Consider the following 17,638-nt stretch of genomic DNA (forward strand, 5'->3'; position numbering starts at 1 on the left):
AAGACAGATGAGCATGCAAGATCCGATCGCGGATATGCTGACCCGTATCCGTAACGGTCAGGCCGCGAACAAAGTTGCGGTCACCATGCCTTCCGCCAAGCTGAAAGTGGCAATTGCCAACGTGCTGAAGGAAGAAGGTTTTATCGAAGATTTTAAAGTTGAAGGCGACACCAAGCCGGAACTGGAACTTACTCTTAAGTATTTCCAGGGTAAAGCTGTTGTAGAAAGCATTCAGCGTGTCAGCCGCCCAGGCCTGCGCATCTATAAGAAAAAAGATGAGCTGCCAAAAGTTATGGCTGGTCTTGGTATCGCAGTTGTTTCTACCTCTAAAGGTGTTATGACTGATCGTGCAGCGCGCCAGGCTGGTCTTGGTGGCGAAATTATCTGCTACGTAGCCTAATCGGAGGAAAGAATGTCTCGTGTTGCTAAAGCACCGGTCGTTATTCCTGCCGGCGTTGATGTAAAAATCGACGGTCAGGTTATTACGATCAAAGGTAAAAACGGCGAGCTGACTCGTACCCTCAACAAAGCTGTTGAAGTTAAACATGCAGATAACGCTCTGACCTTCGGTCCACGTGATGGTTTCGTGGATGGATGGGCTCAGGCTGGTACCGCGCGTGCCCTGCTGAACTCAATGGTTGTTGGTGTTACCGAAGGCTTCACTAAAAAGCTTCAGCTGGTTGGTGTAGGTTATCGTGCAGCTATCAAAGGGAATGCAGTAGGCCTGTCTCTGGGCTTCTCACACCCTGTTGAGCATCCGCTGCCGGCCGGTATCACTGCAGAATGTCCGACTCAAACTGAAATCGTGCTGAAAGGCGCTGATAAACAGCTGATCGGTCAGGTTGCAGCAGATCTGCGCGCCTACCGTCGTCCTGAGCCTTATAAAGGCAAGGGTGTTCGTTACGCCGACGAAGTCGTGCGTACCAAAGAGGCTAAGAAGAAGTAAGGTAACACTATGGATAAGAAATCTGCTCGTATCCGTCGTGCGACCCGCGCACGCCGCAAGCTCAAAGAGCTGGGTGCAACTCGCCTGGTGGTACATCGTACCCCGCGTCATATCTACGCACAGGTAATTGCACCGAACGGTTCTGAAGTTCTGGTAGCTGCTTCTACTGTAGAAAAAGCTATCTCAGAACAATTGAAGTACACCGGTAACAAAGACGCCGCTGCAGCTGTAGGTAAAGCTGTTGCTGAACGCGCTCTGGAAAAAGGCATCAGCAATGTTTCCTTTGACCGTTCCGGGTTCCAATATCATGGTCGTGTCCAGGCACTGGCAGATGCTGCCCGTGAAGCTGGCCTTCAGTTCTAAGGTAGAGGTGTAAGATGGCTCACATCGAAAAACAGGCTGGCGAACTGCAGGAAAAGCTGATCGCGGTAAACCGCGTATCTAAAACCGTTAAAGGTGGTCGTATTTTCTCCTTCACAGCTCTGACTGTAGTAGGCGATGGTAACGGTCGCGTTGGTTTTGGTTACGGTAAAGCGCGTGAAGTTCCAGCAGCGATCCAGAAAGCGATGGAAAAAGCCCGTCGCAATATGATTAACGTCGCGCTGAACAACGGTACCCTGCAACACCCAGTTAAAGGTGTTCACACGGGTTCTCGTGTATTCATGCAGCCAGCTTCAGAAGGTACCGGTATCATCGCCGGTGGTGCAATGCGCGCCGTTCTGGAAGTTGCTGGGGTTCATAACGTTCTGGCCAAAGCATATGGTTCCACCAACCCGATCAACGTGGTTCGTGCAACTATTGATGGCCTGGAAAATATGAATTCTCCAGAAATGGTCGCTGCCAAGCGTGGTAAATCCGTTGAAGAAATTCTGGGGTAATTGACCATGGCAAAGACTATTAAAATCACTCAAACCCGCAGTGCAATCGGTCGTCTGCCGAAACACAAGGCAACGCTGCTTGGCCTGGGTCTGCGTCGTATTGGTCATACCGTTGAGCGCGAGGATACTCCTGCTGTTCGTGGTATGGTCAACGCGGTTTACTTCATGGTTAAAGTTGAGGAGTAAGAGATGCGTTTAAATACTCTGTCTCCGGCCGAAGGCTCTAAAAAGGCGGGTAAACGCCTGGGTCGTGGTATCGGTTCTGGCCTCGGCAAAACCGGTGGTCGTGGTCACAAAGGTCAGAACTCTCGTTCTGGCGGTGGCGTACGTCGCGGTTTCGAGGGTGGCCAGATGCCACTGTACCGTCGTCTGCCGAAGTTCGGCTTCACCTCTCGCAAAGCAGCGATCACAGCGGAAATCCGTCTGTCTGACCTGGCGAAAGTTGAAGGCGGCGTTGTAGACCTGAACACGCTGAAAGCAGCAAACATTATCGGTATCCAGATCGAGTTCGCGAAAGTGATCCTGGCTGGTGAAGTTTCTACTCCGGTAACTGTTCGTGGCCTGCGTGTTACTAAAGGTGCTCGTGCTGCTATCGAAGCTGCTGGCGGTAAAATTGAGGAATAAGTAGCAGATGGCTAAGCAACCGGGATTAGATTTTCAAAGTGCCAAAGGTGGATTTGGCGAGCTGAAACGCAGACTGCTGTTTGTTATCGGCGCGCTGATTGTGTTCCGTATTGGCTCTTTTATTCCGATCCCTGGTATCGATGCCGCTGTACTTGCCAAACTGCTTGAGCAACAGCGAGGCACCATCATTGAAATGTTCAACATGTTCTCTGGTGGTGCTCTCAGCCGTGCTTCTATCTTTGCATTGGGTATTATGCCGTACATTTCGGCATCTATTATTATCCAGCTGCTGACGGTCGTTCATCCGGCCCTGGCAGAGTTGAAGAAAGAAGGGGAGTCTGGACGTCGTAAGATTAGTCAGTACACCCGTTACGGTACTCTGGTGCTGGCAATATTCCAGTCGATCGGTATTGCTACCGGTCTGCCGAATATGCCTGGTATGCAGGGCCTGGTGTTAAACCCGGGCTTTGCATTCTACTTCACCGCTGTTGTAAGTCTGGTCACAGGGACTATGTTCCTGATGTGGCTCGGCGAACAGATTACTGAGCGTGGTATCGGTAACGGTATCTCTATCATTATCTTCGCCGGTATTGTCGCGGGCCTCCCGCCAGCCATCGCCCATACTATCGAGCAAGCGCGTCAAGGCGACCTGCACTTCCTCCTGTTGCTGTTGGTTGCAGTATTGGTATTTGCAGTGACGTTCTTTGTTGTCTTCGTTGAACGTGGTCAACGCCGCATTGTGGTGAACTACGCTAAACGTCAGCAAGGTCGTCGTGTCTATGCTGCACAGAGCACACATTTACCGCTGAAAGTGAACATGGCGGGGGTTATCCCGGCTATCTTCGCTTCCAGTATTATTCTGTTCCCGGCGACCATCGCGTCATGGTTCGGGGGCGGTACTGGTTGGAACTGGCTGACAACAATTTCGCTGTATTTGCAGCCTGGGCAACCACTTTATGTGTTACTCTATGCGTCTGCGATCATCTTCTTCTGTTTCTTCTACACGGCGTTGGTCTTCAACCCGCGTGAAACAGCAGATAACCTGAAGAAGTCCGGTGCATTTGTACCAGGAATTCGTCCGGGAGAGCAAACGGCGAAGTATATCGATAAAGTAATGACTCGCCTGACTTTGGTTGGTGCGCTTTATATTACTTTTATCTGCCTGATCCCGGAGTTCATGCGTGATGCAATGAAAGTACCGTTCTACTTCGGTGGGACCTCACTGCTTATCGTTGTTGTCGTGATTATGGACTTTATGGCTCAAGTGCAAACTCTGATGATGTCCAGTCAGTACGAGTCTGCATTGAAGAAGGCGAACCTGAAAGGCTACGGCCGCTAAATGGTCGCCTGAGAAGTTACGGAGAGTAAAAATGAAAGTTCGTGCTTCCGTCAAGAAATTATGCCGTAACTGCAAAATCGTTAAGCGTGATGGTGTCATCCGTGTGATTTGCAGTGCCGAGCCGAAGCATAAACAGCGCCAAGGCTGATTATTTCGCATATTTTTCTTGCAAAGTTGGGTTGAGCTGGCTAGATTAGCCAGCCAATCTTTTGTATGTCTGTACGTTTCCATTTGAGTATCCTGAAAACGGGCTTTTCAGCATGGTGCGTACATATTAAATAGTAGGAGTGCATAGTGGCCCGTATAGCAGGCATTAACATTCCTGATCAGAAACATGCTGTGATCGCATTAACTTCGATCTACGGCGTCGGCAAGACCCGTTCTAAAGCCATTCTGGCTGCAGCGGGTATCGCTGAAGATGTTAAGATCAGTGAGCTGTCTGAAGAACAAATCGACACGCTGCGTGACGAAGTTGCCAAATTTGTCGTTGAAGGTGATCTGCGCCGTGAAATCAGCATGAGCATCAAGCGCCTGATGGATCTTGGTTGCTATCGCGGTTTGCGTCATCGTCGTGGTCTGCCAGTGCGCGGTCAGCGTACTAAGACCAACGCACGTACCCGTAAGGGTCCGCGCAAACCGATCAAGAAATAATCGGGGTGATTGAATAATGGCAAAGGCACCAGTTCGTGCACGTAAACGTGTAAGAAAACAAGTCTCTGACGGCGTGGCTCATATCCATGCTTCTTTCAACAACACCATCGTTACTATTACTGATCGTCAGGGTAACGCATTGGGTTGGGCAACAGCCGGTGGTTCCGGTTTCCGTGGTTCTCGCAAATCCACTCCGTTCGCAGCTCAGGTTGCAGCAGAGCGTTGCGCAGAAGCCGTAAAAGAATACGGCATCAAGAATCTGGAAGTTATGGTTAAAGGTCCGGGTCCGGGTCGTGAATCTACTGTTCGCGCTCTGAACGCCGCTGGTTTCCGCATCACGAATATTACTGATGTGACTCCGATCCCTCATAACGGTTGTCGTCCGCCGAAAAAACGTCGCGTATAACGCTCCGTTTTTTAGGTTAGTTGGAGATAGAAAATGGCAAGATATTTGGGTCCTAAGCTCAAGCTGAGCCGTCGTGAGGGCACCGACTTATTCCTTAAGTCTGGCGTTCGCGCGATCGATACCAAGTGTAAAATTGAACAAGCTCCTGGCCAGCACGGTGCGCGTAAACCGCGTCTGTCTGACTATGGTGTGCAGTTGCGTGAAAAGCAAAAAGTTCGCCGTATGTACGGTGTGCTGGAGCGTCAGTTCCGTAACTACTATAAAGAAGCAGCACGTCTGAAAGGCAACACAGGTGAAAACCTGCTGGCTCTGCTGGAAGGTCGTCTGGACAACGTTGTATACCGTATGGGCTTCGGCGCTACTCGTGCTGAATCACGTCAGCTGGTTAGCCACAAAGCAATCATGGTAAACGGTCGTGTTGTTAACATCGCTTCTTATCAGGTTAAAGCGAATGACGTTGTTAGCATTCGTGAGAAAGCGAAAAAGCAATCTCGCGTGAAGGCCGCTCTGGAGCTGGCTGAGCAGCGTGAAAAGCCAACCTGGCTGGAAGTTGATGCTGGCAAGATGGAAGGTACGTTCAAGCGTCAGCCAGAACGTTCTGATCTGTCTGCGGACATTAACGAACACCTGATCGTCGAGCTTTACTCCAAGTAAAGCTTAGTACCAAAGAGAGGACACAATGCAGGGTTCTGTGACAGAGTTTCTAAAACCGCGCCTGGTAGATATCGAGCAAGTGAGTTCGACGCACGCCAAGGTGACCCTTGAGCCTTTAGAGCGTGGCTTTGGCCATACTCTGGGTAACGCACTGCGCCGTATTCTGCTCTCATCGATGCCGGGTTGCGCGGTGACCGAGGTTGAGATTGATGGTGTACTTCATGAGTACAGCACCAAAGAAGGCGTTCAGGAAGATATCCTTGAAATCCTGCTCAACCTGAAAGGGCTGGCGGTGAGAGTTCAGGGTAAAGATGAAGTTATTCTTAATCTGAATAAATCTGGCATTGGCCCTGTGACTGCAGCCGACATCACCCACGACGGTGATGTTGAAATCGTCAAGCCGCAGCACGTGATCTGCCACCTGACCGATGAGAACGCAGCTATTAGCATGCGTATCAAAGTTCAGCGCGGTCGTGGTTATGTGCCGGCTTCTGCCCGAATTCATTCGGAAGAAGATGAGCGCCCAATCGGCCGTCTGCTGGTCGACGCATGCTATAGCCCTGTAGAGCGTATTGCCTACAATGTTGAAGCAGCGCGTGTAGAACAGCGTACCGACCTGGACAAGCTGGTCATCGAAATGGAAACCAACGGCACAATCGATCCTGAAGAGGCGATTCGTCGTGCGGCGACCATCCTGGCAGAACAACTGGAAGCTTTCGTTGACTTACGTGATGTACGTCAGCCGGAAGTGAAAGAAGAGAAACCAGAATTCGATCCGATCCTGCTGCGCCCTGTTGACGATCTCGAATTGACTGTCCGCTCTGCTAACTGCCTCAAGGCAGAAGCTATCCACTATATCGGTGATCTGGTACAGCGTACCGAGGTTGAGTTGCTGAAAACGCCGAACCTGGGTAAAAAATCTCTTACCGAGATTAAAGACGTGCTGGCTTCACGTGGTCTGTCTCTGGGCATGCGCCTGGAAAACTGGCCACCAGCAAGCATTGCTGACGAGTAACCGGATCACAGGTTAAGGTTTTACTGAGAAGGATAAGGTCATGCGCCATCGTAAGAGTGGTCGTCAACTGAACCGCAACAGCAGCCATCGCCAGGCTATGTTCCGCAACATGGCAGGTTCACTGGTTCGTCATGAGATCATCAAGACGACCCTGCCTAAAGCGAAAGAGCTGCGTCGCGTAGTTGAGCCGCTGATTACTCTTGCCAAGACTGACAGCGTTGCTAATCGTCGTCTGGCATTCGCCCGTACTCGTGATAACGAGATCGTGGCAAAACTGTTTAACGAACTGGGCCCGCGTTTCGCGAGCCGTGCCGGTGGTTACACTCGCATTCTGAAGTGTGGTTCCCGTGCAGGCGACAACGCGCCGATGGCTTACATCGAGCTGGTTGATCGTTCAGAGAAAGCAGAAGCTGCTGCAGAGTAATCTGCAGTAACGTAAAAAAACCCGCTCCGGCGGGTTTTTTTATATCCGCGATATCCCCACTTCTCTACAATGTCTGTATCAATTCTGTTCATCTCCTGGAGCTGGTAATGTGGTTGCTCGACCAGTGGGCAGAACGCCATATTCGCGATGCCCAAAAAAAAGGTGAATTCGACGATCTCCCGGGGAGCGGCGAACGCCTTGCGCTTGACGATGACTCGCACATCGCGCCTGAACTACGGGCTGGTTACCGTTTACTGAAAAATGCGGGCTGTCTCCCCCCGGAGCTCGAACAGCGCAGAGAGGCTGTTGAACTGGCCGATCTTCTCAAAGGGATCCGCTATGACGATCCACGACATTCTGAACTTAGCCGCCGCCTCGCCCTGCTTGAACTCAAGCTGCGCCAGGCTGGTATGAACACTGATTTTCTGCGCGGTGAATACGGTGAAAGATTGATGCAGAAAATAAACGAGGAGTAGTTATGTACCGTATCGGTGAACTTGCGAAGCTTGCGAACGTCACGCCGGATACCATCCGATATTACGAAAAGCAGCAGATGATCGATCATGAAGTTCGGACTGAAGGGGGCTTTCGCCTTTATACCGATAACGATCTGCAGCGCCTGCGGTTTATTCGTTATGCGCGTCAGCTCGGTTTTACACTGGATTCGATCCGCGAATTATTATCGATCCGCATCGATCCGGAACATCACACCTGCCAGGAATCTAAAAGCATCGTGCAGGCCCGGCTGGATGAAGTTGAAGCGCGTATACAGGAACTGCAAACCATGCAGCGCTCTCTGCAAAGGCTGAATGATGCCTGCTGCGGTACGGCACACAGCAGCATTTATTGTTCAATCCTCGAAGCTCTTGAACAGGGAGCGAGTGGAGAAACGCAGGGCTGTTGATTTTTAGTTCAACCGGGTCTAGACTCGCTTCGTCATAAACCCTGCTCTGGAGACATTATGAGCCGCTATCAGCACACGAAAGGACAAATTAAGGACAATGCCATTGAGGCGTTACTTCACGACCCGTTATTCAGACAGCGCGTTGAGAAGAATAAAAAAGGGAAAGGAAGTTATCTGCGTAAAGACAAACATGAAAAACGGGGTAACTGGGAGGCCAGTGGCAAGCAAGCGAATCGCTTATTTACCACTGGCCTTCCTGCTTTTATCTGTTGATTAGACGCGGTTATTTTGCTCTTTTAACAGATCGCGGATCTCACTCAACAGCACTTCTTCTTTCGTTGGCGCAGGTGCTGCAGCCGGCTCTTCTTTTTTACGGTTGAGCCTGTTGATCAGCTTGATGGCCATAAATATGGCAAACGCGACAATCACAAAATCAAATACGTTCTGAATAAATACGCCGTAGTGCATCACTACTGCCGGAACATCACCCTGCGCTTCACGCAGCGTGAAAGCGAACTGTTTGAAATCAATGCCGCCGATTAACAACCCTAAAGGTGGCATGATAATGTCGGCCACTAATGATGAAACAATCTTGCCGAATGCCGCACCAATAATGACACCCACTGCCAAATCTACCACGTTCCCGCGCATCGCAAATTCGCGAAATTCTTTAATAAAACTCATTGTTCTCTCCTTGTGCCAGCTGACGAGTTTAAGTTTAACAAATGATTAGCCAATTGCCATTCGGGATAATTAAACATTATGAAAAATAAAAGGCACAGAAATGAAAAGGATAAAGTAAGGGTGCTCTTACTCGAGCACCCAATTCTTTAAAGGAAGAATGGACTTGGCTGGAATAAACGTTCGACGTCGGTAATAAACTTTTTATCGGTAAGGAACATAATAACGTGATCGCCTTGCTCAATTCGTAAATTATCATTGGCAATCATGACATCATTCCCGCGCACAACGGCGCCGATAATCGTGCCTGGCGGCAGTTTAATTTCGTCGATCGAACGACCGACGACGCGCGACGTCGTTTCATCTCCATGAGCAACGGCTTCAATGGCTTCCGCTACGCCACGGCGGAGCGATGACACACCGACAATATCCGCTTTACGAACATGGCTCAGGAGCGCGGAAATTGTCGCCTGCTGAGGGGAAATAGCAATATCAATAACGCTACCCTGAACCAGATCGACATACGCCTTGCGCTGAATAAGCACCATGACTTTTTTTGCCCCCATGCGCTTCGCGAGCATGGCGGACATTATATTCGCCTCGTCATCGTTGGTGACGGCAATAAAGAGATCAACCTGATCAATATGCTCTTCAGCCAGTAGCTCCTGATCCGACGCATCACCATAAAATACAATCGTATTTTGCAGTTTTTCCGCCAGTTCAGCAGCACGCTGTTGATCGCGCTCGATCAACTTCACGCTGTAATCTTTTTCCAGCCGATGTGCCAGACCGGCACCGATATTGCCACCGCCGACCAGCATAATGCGTTTATAGGGTTTTTCGAGACGCTGAAGTTCACTCATCACCGCACGAATATGCTGTGAGGCCGCAATAAAGAAGACCTCATCACCGGCTTCGACAATCGTGGAGCCTTGCGGGCGAATTGGCCTGTCGTGGCGGAAAATCGCTGCAACGCGCGTATCAATATGCGGCATGTGCTCGCGCATGGTGGAAAGCGCATTGCCGATTAATGGTCCGCCATAATAGGCCTTAACAACTGCCAGGCTCACTTTGCCCTCGGCAAAGTTCACCACCTGCAAGGCACCCGGATATTCGATCAGGCGATAGATATTGTCGATAACCAGCTGTTCTGGCGCGATGAGGTGGTCAATGGGGACCGCTTCGGAATTAAACAGTTTTTCAGCATCGCGAACATAGTCCGGAGAGCGAATGCGCGCAATTCGGTTTGGCGTGTTGAAAAGCGAGTAGGCCACCTGACAGGCCACCATATTGGTTTCGTCAGAACTGGTTACCGCAACCAGCATGTCGGCATCGTCGGCGCCCGCCTCACGAAGAACGCGTGGGTGCGAACCATGACCCTGCACCACGCGCAGGTCAAACTTGTCCTGTAAGACACGCAGACGATCGCCGTTGGTATCAACAATTGTGATGTCGTTGTTTTCGCCAACCAGGTTTTCCGCCAGCGTTCCGCCCACCTGTCCTGCACCCAGAATGATAATCTTCATATCTCGTGACCTGTTCTCAACATCACTCTTTGATTAGCTTAGCGTAAAAGAAGCCATCACCCTCTTCAGCACCCGGCAGGTTCTGCAGACCCGGGGATTCAGGCGTTCCCGTATCGCGCAGCGCGGCGTCCGGCGTACGTTTAAGGAAGGCCGTGATTTGCTGGCTGTTTTCTTCCAGCAGCACGGAGCAGGTTGCATAGACCAGCGTTCCACCAGGCTTAAGATGCGGCCAAATGGCGTCGAGAATGTCGGATTGCAGTTGGGCAAGTTCCTTAATATCACGATCGCGGCGTAGCCACTTGATGTCAGGATGACGACGAATAACACCGGTTGCAGAGCAGGGAGCATCCAGCAAAATGCGATCGAACTGGGTTTCACCACACCATTCTGCGGGTTTGCGTCCATCGCCCTGCTTAACCTGAGCCTTCATGCCGAGACGCTTGAGGTTGTCGTAGACGCGTGAGAGACGCTGTTCATCGACGTCCACTGCCATCACGCTGGCCTGCGGAGCTACTTCCAGAATATGCGTCGTTTTGCCCCCAGGTGCGGCGCAAAGATCGAGGATCTGCTCACCATTTTGGGGTTCAAGCCAGGTCATGCAACCCTGCGCCGAGGCATCCTGTACGGTTACCCAACCTTCATCAAAACCGGGTAATGCATGTACCGGTGCAGGTGAGGCTAAGCGTACGGCATCCGGATAGGCTTCATGCGGGAATCCACTCATTCCAGCTTGTTCGAGCAAGCTCAGCCATGCGTCACGGCTGTGGTGATTACGATTTACGCGTAACCACATTGGCGGACGCTGATTGTTGGCATCGGCAATCTCCTGCCACTGCTGTGGATAAGCTTTTTTCAGGCGCTTCAACAGCCAGTCCGGGTGCAGGAAACGTGCTTCGCTTTGGGCAAATTCAGCCAGAAGCTCTTCCTGCTGTCTCTGGAACTGACGCAGTACGCCGTTGATCAGCCCTTTCAGCTGAGGGCGTTTAATCGCAACGGCGCCTTCCACCGTCTCAGCCAGCGCAGCATGAGGTGGGATGCGGGTATGAAGAAGCTGATAAAAACCCACCATAATCAAATAGTGTACGGTGCGCTGCTTGCCTGTCATTGGGCGTGACATCAGCTTGTTAATCAGCCACTCAAGCTGAGAAAGCGTGCGCAGAACGCCAAAGCAGAGCTCCTGAAGCAGGGCTTTGTCTTTATCAGAGACTTTTTGTTGCAGAGGAGGCAGGACGTTACTTAGTGACTGGCCCTGCTCGATAACCTGCTCAACGGCCTGAGCCGCCATACTGCGTAGATTTTGTTTTTTCATAACCGTAAAAATAAAAATGCCCGGAAACACCGGGCCTTAAGGATAAATTTGCTCAGGCAAGACGATTGCCCGGAATAAACCATTCGCGGCGGGAATTTAACAGATCCTGAGCGCTCATGGCCTTCTTACCGGCCGGTTGTAGCGATTCAAGATTGAGGATCCCTTGCCCAGTCGCCACCTGAATTCCGTTCTTGTTGGCGTCAACAATCGTACCGGGTTCAGCCGTGGTAGTACCGCTAATGACGGAGGCTTTCCAGACTTTCACCGGCTGCTCATCAATCTCCATCCAGCTCATCGGCCACGGATTAAAAGCGCGGATGCAGCGTTCAAGTTGAGCTGCTGACAGGGACCAGTCGATCCGCGCTTCTTCTTTGCTCAGTTTTTCGGCATAAGTCACCAGCGCGTCATCCTGAACTTCCGGTTTCGCCGTATTGTCAGCAAGCTGCTGGAGCGTCTCGATAAGCCCTTGTGGACCAAGGTCTGCCAGTTTGTCATACAGCGTAGCGCTGGTATCGTCTGACGTTATGGGGCACGCCAGTTTATACAGCATATCGCCGGTGTCTAAACCTACGTCCATCTTCATGATGGTAACGCCCGTTTCGGCATCACCCGCCCAGAGCGAGCGCTGAATAGGTGCAGCACCACGCCAGCGCGGAAGCAGAGACCCATGCACGTTGATGCAACCCAGGCGTGGCATATCAAGCACAGCTTTTGGCAGAATTAAACCGTAAGCTACCACCACCATTACGTCGGCATTCAGGTCAGCAACCAGCTGCTGATTTTCCTGTGGGCGTAACGATGCGGGCTGGAAAACGGGTAGCCCATGCTCTTCTGCCAGCACCTTTACCGGGCTCGGCATCAGTTTTTTACCGCGACCTGCCGGACGGTCAGGCTGGGTAAAGACGCCAACAACCTGGTGACCAGACGATAACAGCGCGTCAAGATGACGCGCTGCAAAATCAGGGGTTCCCGCGAAGATAATACGTAGTGTTTTAGACACGATGATCCTTGTATCCGGGGGGACGTTATGCGCGAGAACGCAAACGATCCAGTTTCTCTACTTTTTGACGAATACGCTGCTGCTTGAGCGGCGAGAGATAATCGATAAACAGTTTACCGACCAGGTGATCCATCTCATGCTGAATACAAATTGCCAGCAGGTCGTCTGCTTCCAGTTCGAACGGATTACCGTCACGATCCAGCGCGCGAATTTTCACCTTTTCGGCACGCGGTACTAAAGCGCGCTGTTCAGGAATGGACAGACAGCCTTCCTCAATACCGGTTTCGCCACTCTTTTCGAGCAGCTCAGGGTTGATCAGCACCAGACGCTCATCGCGATTTTCGGAAACATCAATCACGATAATACGTTTATGAATGTCCACCTGCGTCGCCGCCAGGCCAATGCCTTCTTCGGCGTACATGGTATCGAACATATCATCAACGATACGCTGGATTTCTGCATTCACTTCTTTGACCGGTTCAGCGACGATGCGAAGGCGCTCGTCCGGAATATGTAACACTTGCAAAACTGCCATAAATTTCCAGAGTCGTGTTCAGGAGTTGATAAGAATACTCTCTCTATTCTAGACAAATCCCCCATCGATTGACAGCATCAGTGACCAATCGCAATGATTGCGGAGGCCGCTTATGGCAGGGGAAAGGATGACGTCTACCGAGATATGGCTACGGCTAGTACACACTGGGTCTCTGTGTGGTGATGTAATGCTGGAAGCGGCTGCGCGACTGCAGAAGCTGGAACATCTCAACGTGCTCGTCGCCAGAGAGGCTGGGCTGACAGCAAAGCAGGCTGAACGGTTCTTTGCACTCGATGAGAGCGAGCTGGAACGTAGCCTTGTGTGGCTTGAGCAGCCGGGACATCATTTATTAACGCCCAACCATCCCCTATATCCCCCTTTGCTCCGCACGATCCCTGATTATCCCGGGGTGTTATTCATAAAAGGTAACCCTGAGGCGCTTAACACCGTTCAGCTGGCGGTGGTAGGCAGTCGTGCGCCTTCATGGTACGGCGAGCGATGGGGGAAAATCCTGTGCGAACAACTGTCACAAAGCGGTTTCACGATCACCAGCGGGCTGGCCTGCGGTATTGACGGCGTAGCCCACAGCGCGGCGCTGTCAGTTAAGGGACGAAGTGTAGCGGTGCTGGGGAACGGTCTTTTTAGCATTTATCCACGCCGGCATCAGGCGTTGGCGATGCGGCTTATTGAATCTGACGGCGCGATAGTGTCTGAGTTTCCGCTCTCCGCACAGCCCAGGCCGGCAAACTTTCCGCGTCGCAATCGGATTATCAGCGGGCTTAGCAAAGGTGTGCTGGTGGTTGAAGCGGCGCGCCGAAGCGGTTCGCTGGTCACGGCGCGATGCGCGCTCGAACAGGGAAGAGAAGTGTTCGCCTTGCCTGGACCGATAGGTAATCCCGGATGCGAGGGGCCCCACTGGCTGATTAAGCAAGGGGCAACGCCGGTAACGGAAGTAGGAGATATTCTTGAAAATTTGCAATATGGGTTGGAATGGCTGCAGGAAGATCCCGAAAAGCGACAATATTCATCAGATCAGGGAAAGGTGGCATTGCCATTTCCCAAGCTCCTGGCTAACGTAGGAGATGAGGTAACACCTGTTGACGTTGTCGCTGAACGTGCCGGCCAACCTGTGCCAGTAACGGTAGCACAGCTACTCGAACTGGAGTTAGCAGGGTGGATCGCAGCTGTACCCGGCGGCTATGTCCGATTAAGGAGGGCATGCCATGTTCGACGTACTGATGTATTTGTTTGAGACTTACATCCATAACGAAGCAGAAATGCGAGTGGATCAGGACAAATTGACACAGGATCTTACCGATGCGGGGTTTGAGCGGGAAGATATCTATAATGCGTTGATGTGGCTGGAAAAACTGGCTGATTATCAGGAAGGCCTCGCCGAACCGATGCAGCTTGCTTCTGACCCATTGTCAGTACGCATTTATACAGCGGAAGAGTGTGAAAGGCTGGACGCCAGCTGCCGGGGGTTCATCTTATTCCTTGAGCAGATTCAGGTGCTGAACCTCGAAACGAGAGAAATGGTGATAGAGCGCGTCATGGCGCTGGATACAGCAGAATTTGAACTGGAAGATCTCAAGTGGGTGATCCTGATGGTTCTGTTTAATATCCCGGGTTGTGAAAACGCGTATCAGCAAATGGAAGAATTACTCTTTGAAGTGAATGAAGGTATGCTGCACTAATTCAATGTGCAGCACCAAGAGTTGTTATGGCCAAATCAGCACTATTCACGGTGCATAAAAACGAGCCCTGCCCGCAGTGCGGGGCTGAACTTGTTATTCGGTCCGGGAAACACGGCCCGTTTCTCGGTTGTTCACACTATCCGGAATGTGATTATGTCCGTCCCCTGAAAAGCCAGGCGGATGGACATATCGTTAAAATTCTGGAGGGGCAGTATTGCCCACTCTGCGGTGGTGAATTAGCCCTGCGGCAGGGGCGTTTCGGCATGTTTATTGGATGTAGCCGCTACCCGGAATGTGAGCATACGGAACAAATCGATAAGCCTGATGAAACGGCAATTGCGTGCCCACAGTGTCAGCGCGGTCAGTTGGTACAGCGCCGCTCCCGTTATGGTAAGACTTTCCATTCGTGCGATCGCTACCCTGAATGCCAGTTCGTTATCAATTTTAAACCGGTAGCGGGAACCTGCCCTCATTGCAATTATCCGCTACTTATAGAGAAGAAAACCGCGCAAGGCATGAAACGCTTCTGCGCCAGTAAACAATGTGGAAAGCCGGTTACGGCGGATCAAAATAGTGAATAATAACCTGCCATCAGGCTCCATTGCGCATGCTGTGGACGTACTGAAAAAAGAAGAAGTCATCGCTTATCCAACTGAAGCTGTTTTTGGAGTCGGTTGCGATCCTGACAGCGAGACGGCCGTGAGCCGACTGCTTGCCTTAAAACAAAGACCCGTCGAGAAAGGGCTGATTTTGATCGCTGCGAATTACGAGCAGCTTAAACCCTATATCGATGACTCCATGCTGACGCCGGCGCAGCGCGAGACTATCTTCTCCGCGTGGCCTGGCCCGGTGACCTTCGTTTTCCCGGCGCAGCCGACAACGCCTCGCTGGTTAACCGGACGTTTTGATTCCCTCGCCGTTCGCGTAACTGACCATCCGCTGGTGGTTGAGCTGTGTCTGGCATTTGGTAAACCGCTGGTCTCAACCAGCGCCAACCTGACCGGATTGCCACCTTGCCGGACAACCGAAGAAGTACTGGCGCAGTTCGGGAATGACTTCCCAGTCGCTGTCGGTGAAACGGGAGGGCGCCTGAATCCATCTGAAATTCGCGATGCTTTGACCGGCGAACGTTTTCGCCAGGGGTAATCTCATGGAAACCTATGCTGTTTTTGGTAATCCGATTGCACACAGCAAGTCACCTTTGATCCATCAGCAATTTGCGAAGCAGCTGCAGATAAATCATCCCTATGGTCGCGTACTGGCACCGGTGGATGCATTTATTCCAACGCTGGAGGCTTTTTTCGCCGCGGGCGGTAAAGGCGCGAATGTGACGGTTCCTTTTAAAGAGGAAGCCTTTGAACGAGCGGATGAGCTCACCGAGCGCGCTTCACTGGCTTGTGCAGTCAATACCCTAAAACGGCTTGAGGATGGGCGCCTTTTGGGTGACAACACCGACGGGATTGGTTTACTTAGCGACCTAGAACGACTGTCGTTTATTAAGCCCGGGTTTCGGGTCTTGCTGATTGGTGCGGGTGGTGCATCGAGGGGAGTACTGTTGCCTCTGCTTTCACTGGACTGTGCGGTGACCATTACCAACAGAACCTTTTCCCGAGCGGAAGCGCTGGCGGCGTTGTTTGCGCATACCGGCAGCGTGAGCGCGGTAGCGCTTGACGATCTTGCCGATCGTGAGTTCGATCTTGTCATCAACGCCACGTCCAGCGGCATCAATGGAGAGATCCCGGCAATTCCCGCTTCTCTGGTCAGCGCGCATATGTACTTCTATGACATGTTTTATCAGAAAGGGAAGACGCCTTTCCTTTACTGGTGTGAACAACACGGCGCGAAACAGTTAGCCGATGGGCTGGGAATGCTGGTGGGTCAGGCTGCGCATGCGGTGCTGCTCTGGCATGGCGTGTTGCCTTCGGTCGAACCTGTGATTGAAAAGTTAAAGCAGGAGCTTTCAGCGTGAACCAGGCTATTCATTTCCCGGACAGAGAAAACTGGGATGAGAGTAAACAAGCGGTCTGTTTTCCGGTGCTGGTGCAGGGTATGCAACTGACCTGTGCCATTCCTGGGGAAACGCTGTTGCGTCGTTTTGGCGGCTCAGACCCGATAGCGATATTTTGCGAAAATCGCTGGGATCTGGAAGAGGAAGCCAGCGATTTAATCCGTGAACAGCAGGAAGACGATCAGGGCTGGGTTTGGTTGTCCTGATCCAAATAGTCATTCTTCCAGTTAACGTAGTTGTTCGCCGAGTATTTTAATCCTTCGATCTCCGCCTCCTTCAGGGGGCGGATCTGTTTTACCGGGCTTCCCAGATAGAGATAGCCACTCTCCAGCCGTTTGTTCTGCGGGACCAGGCTACCGGCACCAATCATTACGTCATCTTCTACTATGACGCCATCCAGCAAAATCGACCCCATGCCAACAAGTACGCGATTCCCGATAGTGCAGCCGTGAAGCATCACTTTATGGCCGACGGTAACCTCTTCTCCAATGATGAGGGGATTACCGTCCGGGTTATAGGAGGATTTGTGCGTGACATGCAGAACGCTGCCGTCCTGAATATTGGTACGGGCGCCAATCGACACATAGTTAACATCTCCCCTGATGGCGACGAGGGGCCAGATGCTGACATCATCGGCCATTCGGACATCGCCGATCACCACGCTGCTGGCATCGATCATCACGCGATCGCCTTTTTGGGGGAACAGATCTTTATAAGGACGTAATACTGCGGGCATATCTACCTCTAACAATGAGCGCTATACAGAAGACTTTGATCATATTAATGGATCGCGGCAAGGCAAAATACGTCAATATTTAAGCAGATCGGGCGGGATTTCAGCGAAAAGCGCGGAAAATCAGCAGTCGGAAAAAAAGATCTAAAAAATACTTGTGCTAAAAAATGGGATCCCTATAATGCGCCTCCATCGACACGGCGGATGTGAATCACTTCACAGACAACGCGGTCGGTTGAAGAGAAAAATCCTGAAATAACGGGTTGACTCTGAAAGAGGAAAGCGTAATATACGCCACCTCGCAACGG

Annotated in this window: 28 protein-coding genes; 22 read left to right on the forward strand and 6 right to left on the reverse strand. The window is 51.5% G+C overall.

What is annotated here, in order from left to right; genetic code table 11:
- Nucleotides 1-7 precede the first annotated feature (7 nt).
- The 16 genes from rpsH to QMN93_RS15615 all read left to right on the forward strand — a co-directional run bounded on the left by rpsH (nucleotide 8) and on the right by QMN93_RS15615 (nucleotide 8,114).
- Nucleotides 8-400 carry a 30S ribosomal protein S8 gene (rpsH, locus tag QMN93_RS15540; protein WP_006178918.1) on the forward strand — a complete coding sequence of 131 codons (393 nt, stop codon included), beginning with the start codon at nucleotides 8-10 and terminating at the stop codon, nucleotides 398-400.
- Nucleotides 401-412: 12 nt separating this feature from the next.
- Nucleotides 413-946: a 50S ribosomal protein L6 gene (gene rplF / locus QMN93_RS15545; RefSeq protein WP_003863296.1), complete on the forward strand. Its 534-nt coding sequence runs from the start codon at nucleotides 413-415 to the stop codon at nucleotides 944-946.
- A gap of 9 nt (nucleotides 947-955) precedes the next feature.
- Nucleotides 956-1,309, forward strand: coding sequence for a 50S ribosomal protein L18 (rplR, locus tag QMN93_RS15550; protein ID WP_003863297.1), 354 nt, complete (start codon nucleotides 956-958; stop codon nucleotides 1,307-1,309).
- Nucleotides 1,310-1,323: 14 nt separating this feature from the next.
- Nucleotides 1,324-1,824, forward strand: a complete 501-nt coding sequence (gene rpsE / locus QMN93_RS15555; protein ID WP_003863299.1) for a 30S ribosomal protein S5 — start codon at nucleotides 1,324-1,326, stop codon at nucleotides 1,822-1,824.
- A 6-nt stretch (nucleotides 1,825-1,830) separates the two neighbouring features.
- Entirely contained in the window at nucleotides 1,831-2,010 is a 180-nt protein-coding gene (rpmD, locus tag QMN93_RS15560; protein ID WP_003863301.1) for a 50S ribosomal protein L30, read from the forward strand.
- Nucleotides 2,011-2,013: 3 nt separating this feature from the next.
- The gene (gene rplO, locus QMN93_RS15565) at nucleotides 2,014-2,448 is read left to right on the forward strand and encodes a 50S ribosomal protein L15 (protein WP_003863304.1); all 435 of its coding nucleotides are present in this window, start codon (nucleotides 2,014-2,016) and stop codon (nucleotides 2,446-2,448) included.
- A gap of 7 nt (nucleotides 2,449-2,455) precedes the next feature.
- Nucleotides 2,456-3,787, forward strand: coding sequence for a preprotein translocase subunit SecY (secY, locus tag QMN93_RS15570; protein WP_003863305.1), 1,332 nt, complete (start codon nucleotides 2,456-2,458; stop codon nucleotides 3,785-3,787).
- A 31-nt stretch (nucleotides 3,788-3,818) separates the two neighbouring features.
- Nucleotides 3,819-3,935 carry a 50S ribosomal protein L36 gene (gene rpmJ, locus QMN93_RS15575; RefSeq protein ID WP_000868187.1) on the forward strand — a complete coding sequence of 39 codons (117 nt, stop codon included), beginning with the start codon at nucleotides 3,819-3,821 and terminating at the stop codon, nucleotides 3,933-3,935.
- A gap of 146 nt (nucleotides 3,936-4,081) precedes the next feature.
- Complete coding sequence (gene rpsM, locus QMN93_RS15580) at nucleotides 4,082-4,438, forward strand: 30S ribosomal protein S13 (protein ID WP_003863308.1); 357 nt, start codon at nucleotides 4,082-4,084, stop codon at nucleotides 4,436-4,438.
- Between the two features lie 16 nt (nucleotides 4,439-4,454).
- The gene (gene rpsK, locus QMN93_RS15585) at nucleotides 4,455-4,844 is read left to right on the forward strand and encodes a 30S ribosomal protein S11 (RefSeq protein WP_003863312.1); all 390 of its coding nucleotides are present in this window, start codon (nucleotides 4,455-4,457) and stop codon (nucleotides 4,842-4,844) included.
- Between the two features lie 33 nt (nucleotides 4,845-4,877).
- Nucleotides 4,878-5,498 (forward strand): 30S ribosomal protein S4, encoded by a 621-nt coding sequence (rpsD, locus tag QMN93_RS15590; protein WP_004868345.1) that lies wholly within the window; start codon nucleotides 4,878-4,880, stop codon nucleotides 5,496-5,498.
- 25 nt (nucleotides 5,499-5,523) lie between these two features.
- Nucleotides 5,524-6,513 carry a DNA-directed RNA polymerase subunit alpha gene (gene rpoA, locus QMN93_RS15595; RefSeq protein WP_323619778.1) on the forward strand — a complete coding sequence of 330 codons (990 nt, stop codon included), beginning with the start codon at nucleotides 5,524-5,526 and terminating at the stop codon, nucleotides 6,511-6,513.
- Between the two features lie 40 nt (nucleotides 6,514-6,553).
- Nucleotides 6,554-6,937 (forward strand): 50S ribosomal protein L17, encoded by a 384-nt coding sequence (rplQ, locus tag QMN93_RS15600; RefSeq protein WP_193140114.1) that lies wholly within the window; start codon nucleotides 6,554-6,556, stop codon nucleotides 6,935-6,937.
- Nucleotides 6,938-7,044: 107 nt separating this feature from the next.
- On the forward strand, nucleotides 7,045-7,413 hold the full coding sequence (locus tag QMN93_RS15605) for a DUF1992 domain-containing protein (RefSeq protein ID WP_064673112.1): 369 nt from the start codon (nucleotides 7,045-7,047) through the stop codon (nucleotides 7,411-7,413).
- 2 nt (nucleotides 7,414-7,415) lie between these two features.
- Nucleotides 7,416-7,841, forward strand: a complete 426-nt coding sequence (zntR, locus tag QMN93_RS15610; RefSeq protein ID WP_029740638.1) for a Zn(2+)-responsive transcriptional regulator — start codon at nucleotides 7,416-7,418, stop codon at nucleotides 7,839-7,841.
- Between the two features lie 57 nt (nucleotides 7,842-7,898).
- A complete protein-coding gene (locus QMN93_RS15615) occupies nucleotides 7,899-8,114 on the forward strand; it encodes an alternative ribosome-rescue factor A (protein WP_023333665.1) in 216 nt (71 codons plus the stop codon).
- Here QMN93_RS15615 and mscL read toward each other — a convergent pair whose 3' ends face one another.
- From mscL to def, 5 genes are all read right to left on the reverse strand, one after another.
- Complete coding sequence (mscL, locus tag QMN93_RS15620) at nucleotides 8,115-8,525, reverse strand: large-conductance mechanosensitive channel protein MscL (RefSeq protein WP_023309449.1); 411 nt, start codon at nucleotides 8,523-8,525, stop codon at nucleotides 8,115-8,117. It abuts the gene before it with no gap.
- A gap of 146 nt (nucleotides 8,526-8,671) precedes the next feature.
- Nucleotides 8,672-10,048 carry a Trk system potassium transporter TrkA gene (gene trkA, locus QMN93_RS15625; protein WP_008503482.1) on the reverse strand — a complete coding sequence of 459 codons (1,377 nt, stop codon included), beginning with the start codon at nucleotides 10,046-10,048 and terminating at the stop codon, nucleotides 8,672-8,674.
- A gap of 22 nt (nucleotides 10,049-10,070) precedes the next feature.
- Nucleotides 10,071-11,357, reverse strand: coding sequence for a 16S rRNA (cytosine(967)-C(5))-methyltransferase RsmB (gene rsmB, locus QMN93_RS15630; protein ID WP_094935731.1), 1,287 nt, complete (start codon nucleotides 11,355-11,357; stop codon nucleotides 10,071-10,073).
- A gap of 52 nt (nucleotides 11,358-11,409) precedes the next feature.
- Nucleotides 11,410-12,357, reverse strand: a complete 948-nt coding sequence (fmt, locus tag QMN93_RS15635; RefSeq protein ID WP_048977000.1) for a methionyl-tRNA formyltransferase — start codon at nucleotides 12,355-12,357, stop codon at nucleotides 11,410-11,412.
- A gap of 25 nt (nucleotides 12,358-12,382) precedes the next feature.
- Nucleotides 12,383-12,892, reverse strand: coding sequence for a peptide deformylase (gene def, locus QMN93_RS15640; RefSeq protein WP_006812188.1), 510 nt, complete (start codon nucleotides 12,890-12,892; stop codon nucleotides 12,383-12,385).
- A 127-nt stretch (nucleotides 12,893-13,019) separates the two neighbouring features.
- Here def and dprA point away from each other — a divergent pair, with 127 nt between their 5' ends.
- From dprA to QMN93_RS15670, 6 genes are read left to right on the forward strand one after another with little or no spacing between them, the layout of a single operon-like run.
- Nucleotides 13,020-14,144, forward strand: coding sequence for a DNA-protecting protein DprA (gene dprA / locus QMN93_RS15645; protein WP_182382768.1), 1,125 nt, complete (start codon nucleotides 13,020-13,022; stop codon nucleotides 14,142-14,144).
- Entirely contained in the window at nucleotides 14,116-14,589 is a 474-nt protein-coding gene (gene smg, locus QMN93_RS15650) for a DUF494 family protein Smg (RefSeq protein ID WP_008503477.1), read from the forward strand. The genes dprA and smg overlap by 29 nt, the downstream gene beginning before the upstream one ends.
- 26 nt (nucleotides 14,590-14,615) lie before the next feature.
- Entirely contained in the window at nucleotides 14,616-15,170 is a 555-nt protein-coding gene (locus QMN93_RS15655; RefSeq protein ID WP_023309445.1) for a type I DNA topoisomerase, read from the forward strand.
- A complete protein-coding gene (gene tsaC / locus QMN93_RS15660) occupies nucleotides 15,163-15,735 on the forward strand; it encodes an L-threonylcarbamoyladenylate synthase type 1 TsaC (RefSeq protein WP_033146781.1) in 573 nt (190 codons plus the stop codon). The genes QMN93_RS15655 and tsaC overlap by 8 nt, the downstream gene beginning before the upstream one ends.
- A 4-nt stretch (nucleotides 15,736-15,739) precedes the next feature.
- Complete coding sequence (gene aroE, locus QMN93_RS15665) at nucleotides 15,740-16,558, forward strand: shikimate dehydrogenase (protein WP_193140111.1); 819 nt, start codon at nucleotides 15,740-15,742, stop codon at nucleotides 16,556-16,558.
- Nucleotides 16,555-16,803: a DUF1488 domain-containing protein gene (locus QMN93_RS15670; RefSeq protein WP_126797496.1), complete on the forward strand. Its 249-nt coding sequence runs from the start codon at nucleotides 16,555-16,557 to the stop codon at nucleotides 16,801-16,803. The genes aroE and QMN93_RS15670 overlap by 4 nt, the downstream gene beginning before the upstream one ends.
- On the opposite strand, the gene QMN93_RS15675 is transcribed toward QMN93_RS15670, so the two are convergent.
- Nucleotides 16,779-17,333 (reverse strand): gamma carbonic anhydrase family protein, encoded by a 555-nt coding sequence (locus tag QMN93_RS15675; RefSeq protein WP_058841964.1) that lies wholly within the window; start codon nucleotides 17,331-17,333, stop codon nucleotides 16,779-16,781. The genes QMN93_RS15670 and QMN93_RS15675 overlap by 25 nt on opposite strands.
- Nucleotides 17,334-17,638: the final 305 nt, after the last annotated feature.

This window comes from Enterobacter sp. R-1.6.2, assembly GCF_035064085.1.
Taxonomy (GTDB): domain Bacteria; phylum Pseudomonadota; class Gammaproteobacteria; order Enterobacterales; family Enterobacteriaceae; genus Enterobacter; species Enterobacter asburiae_B.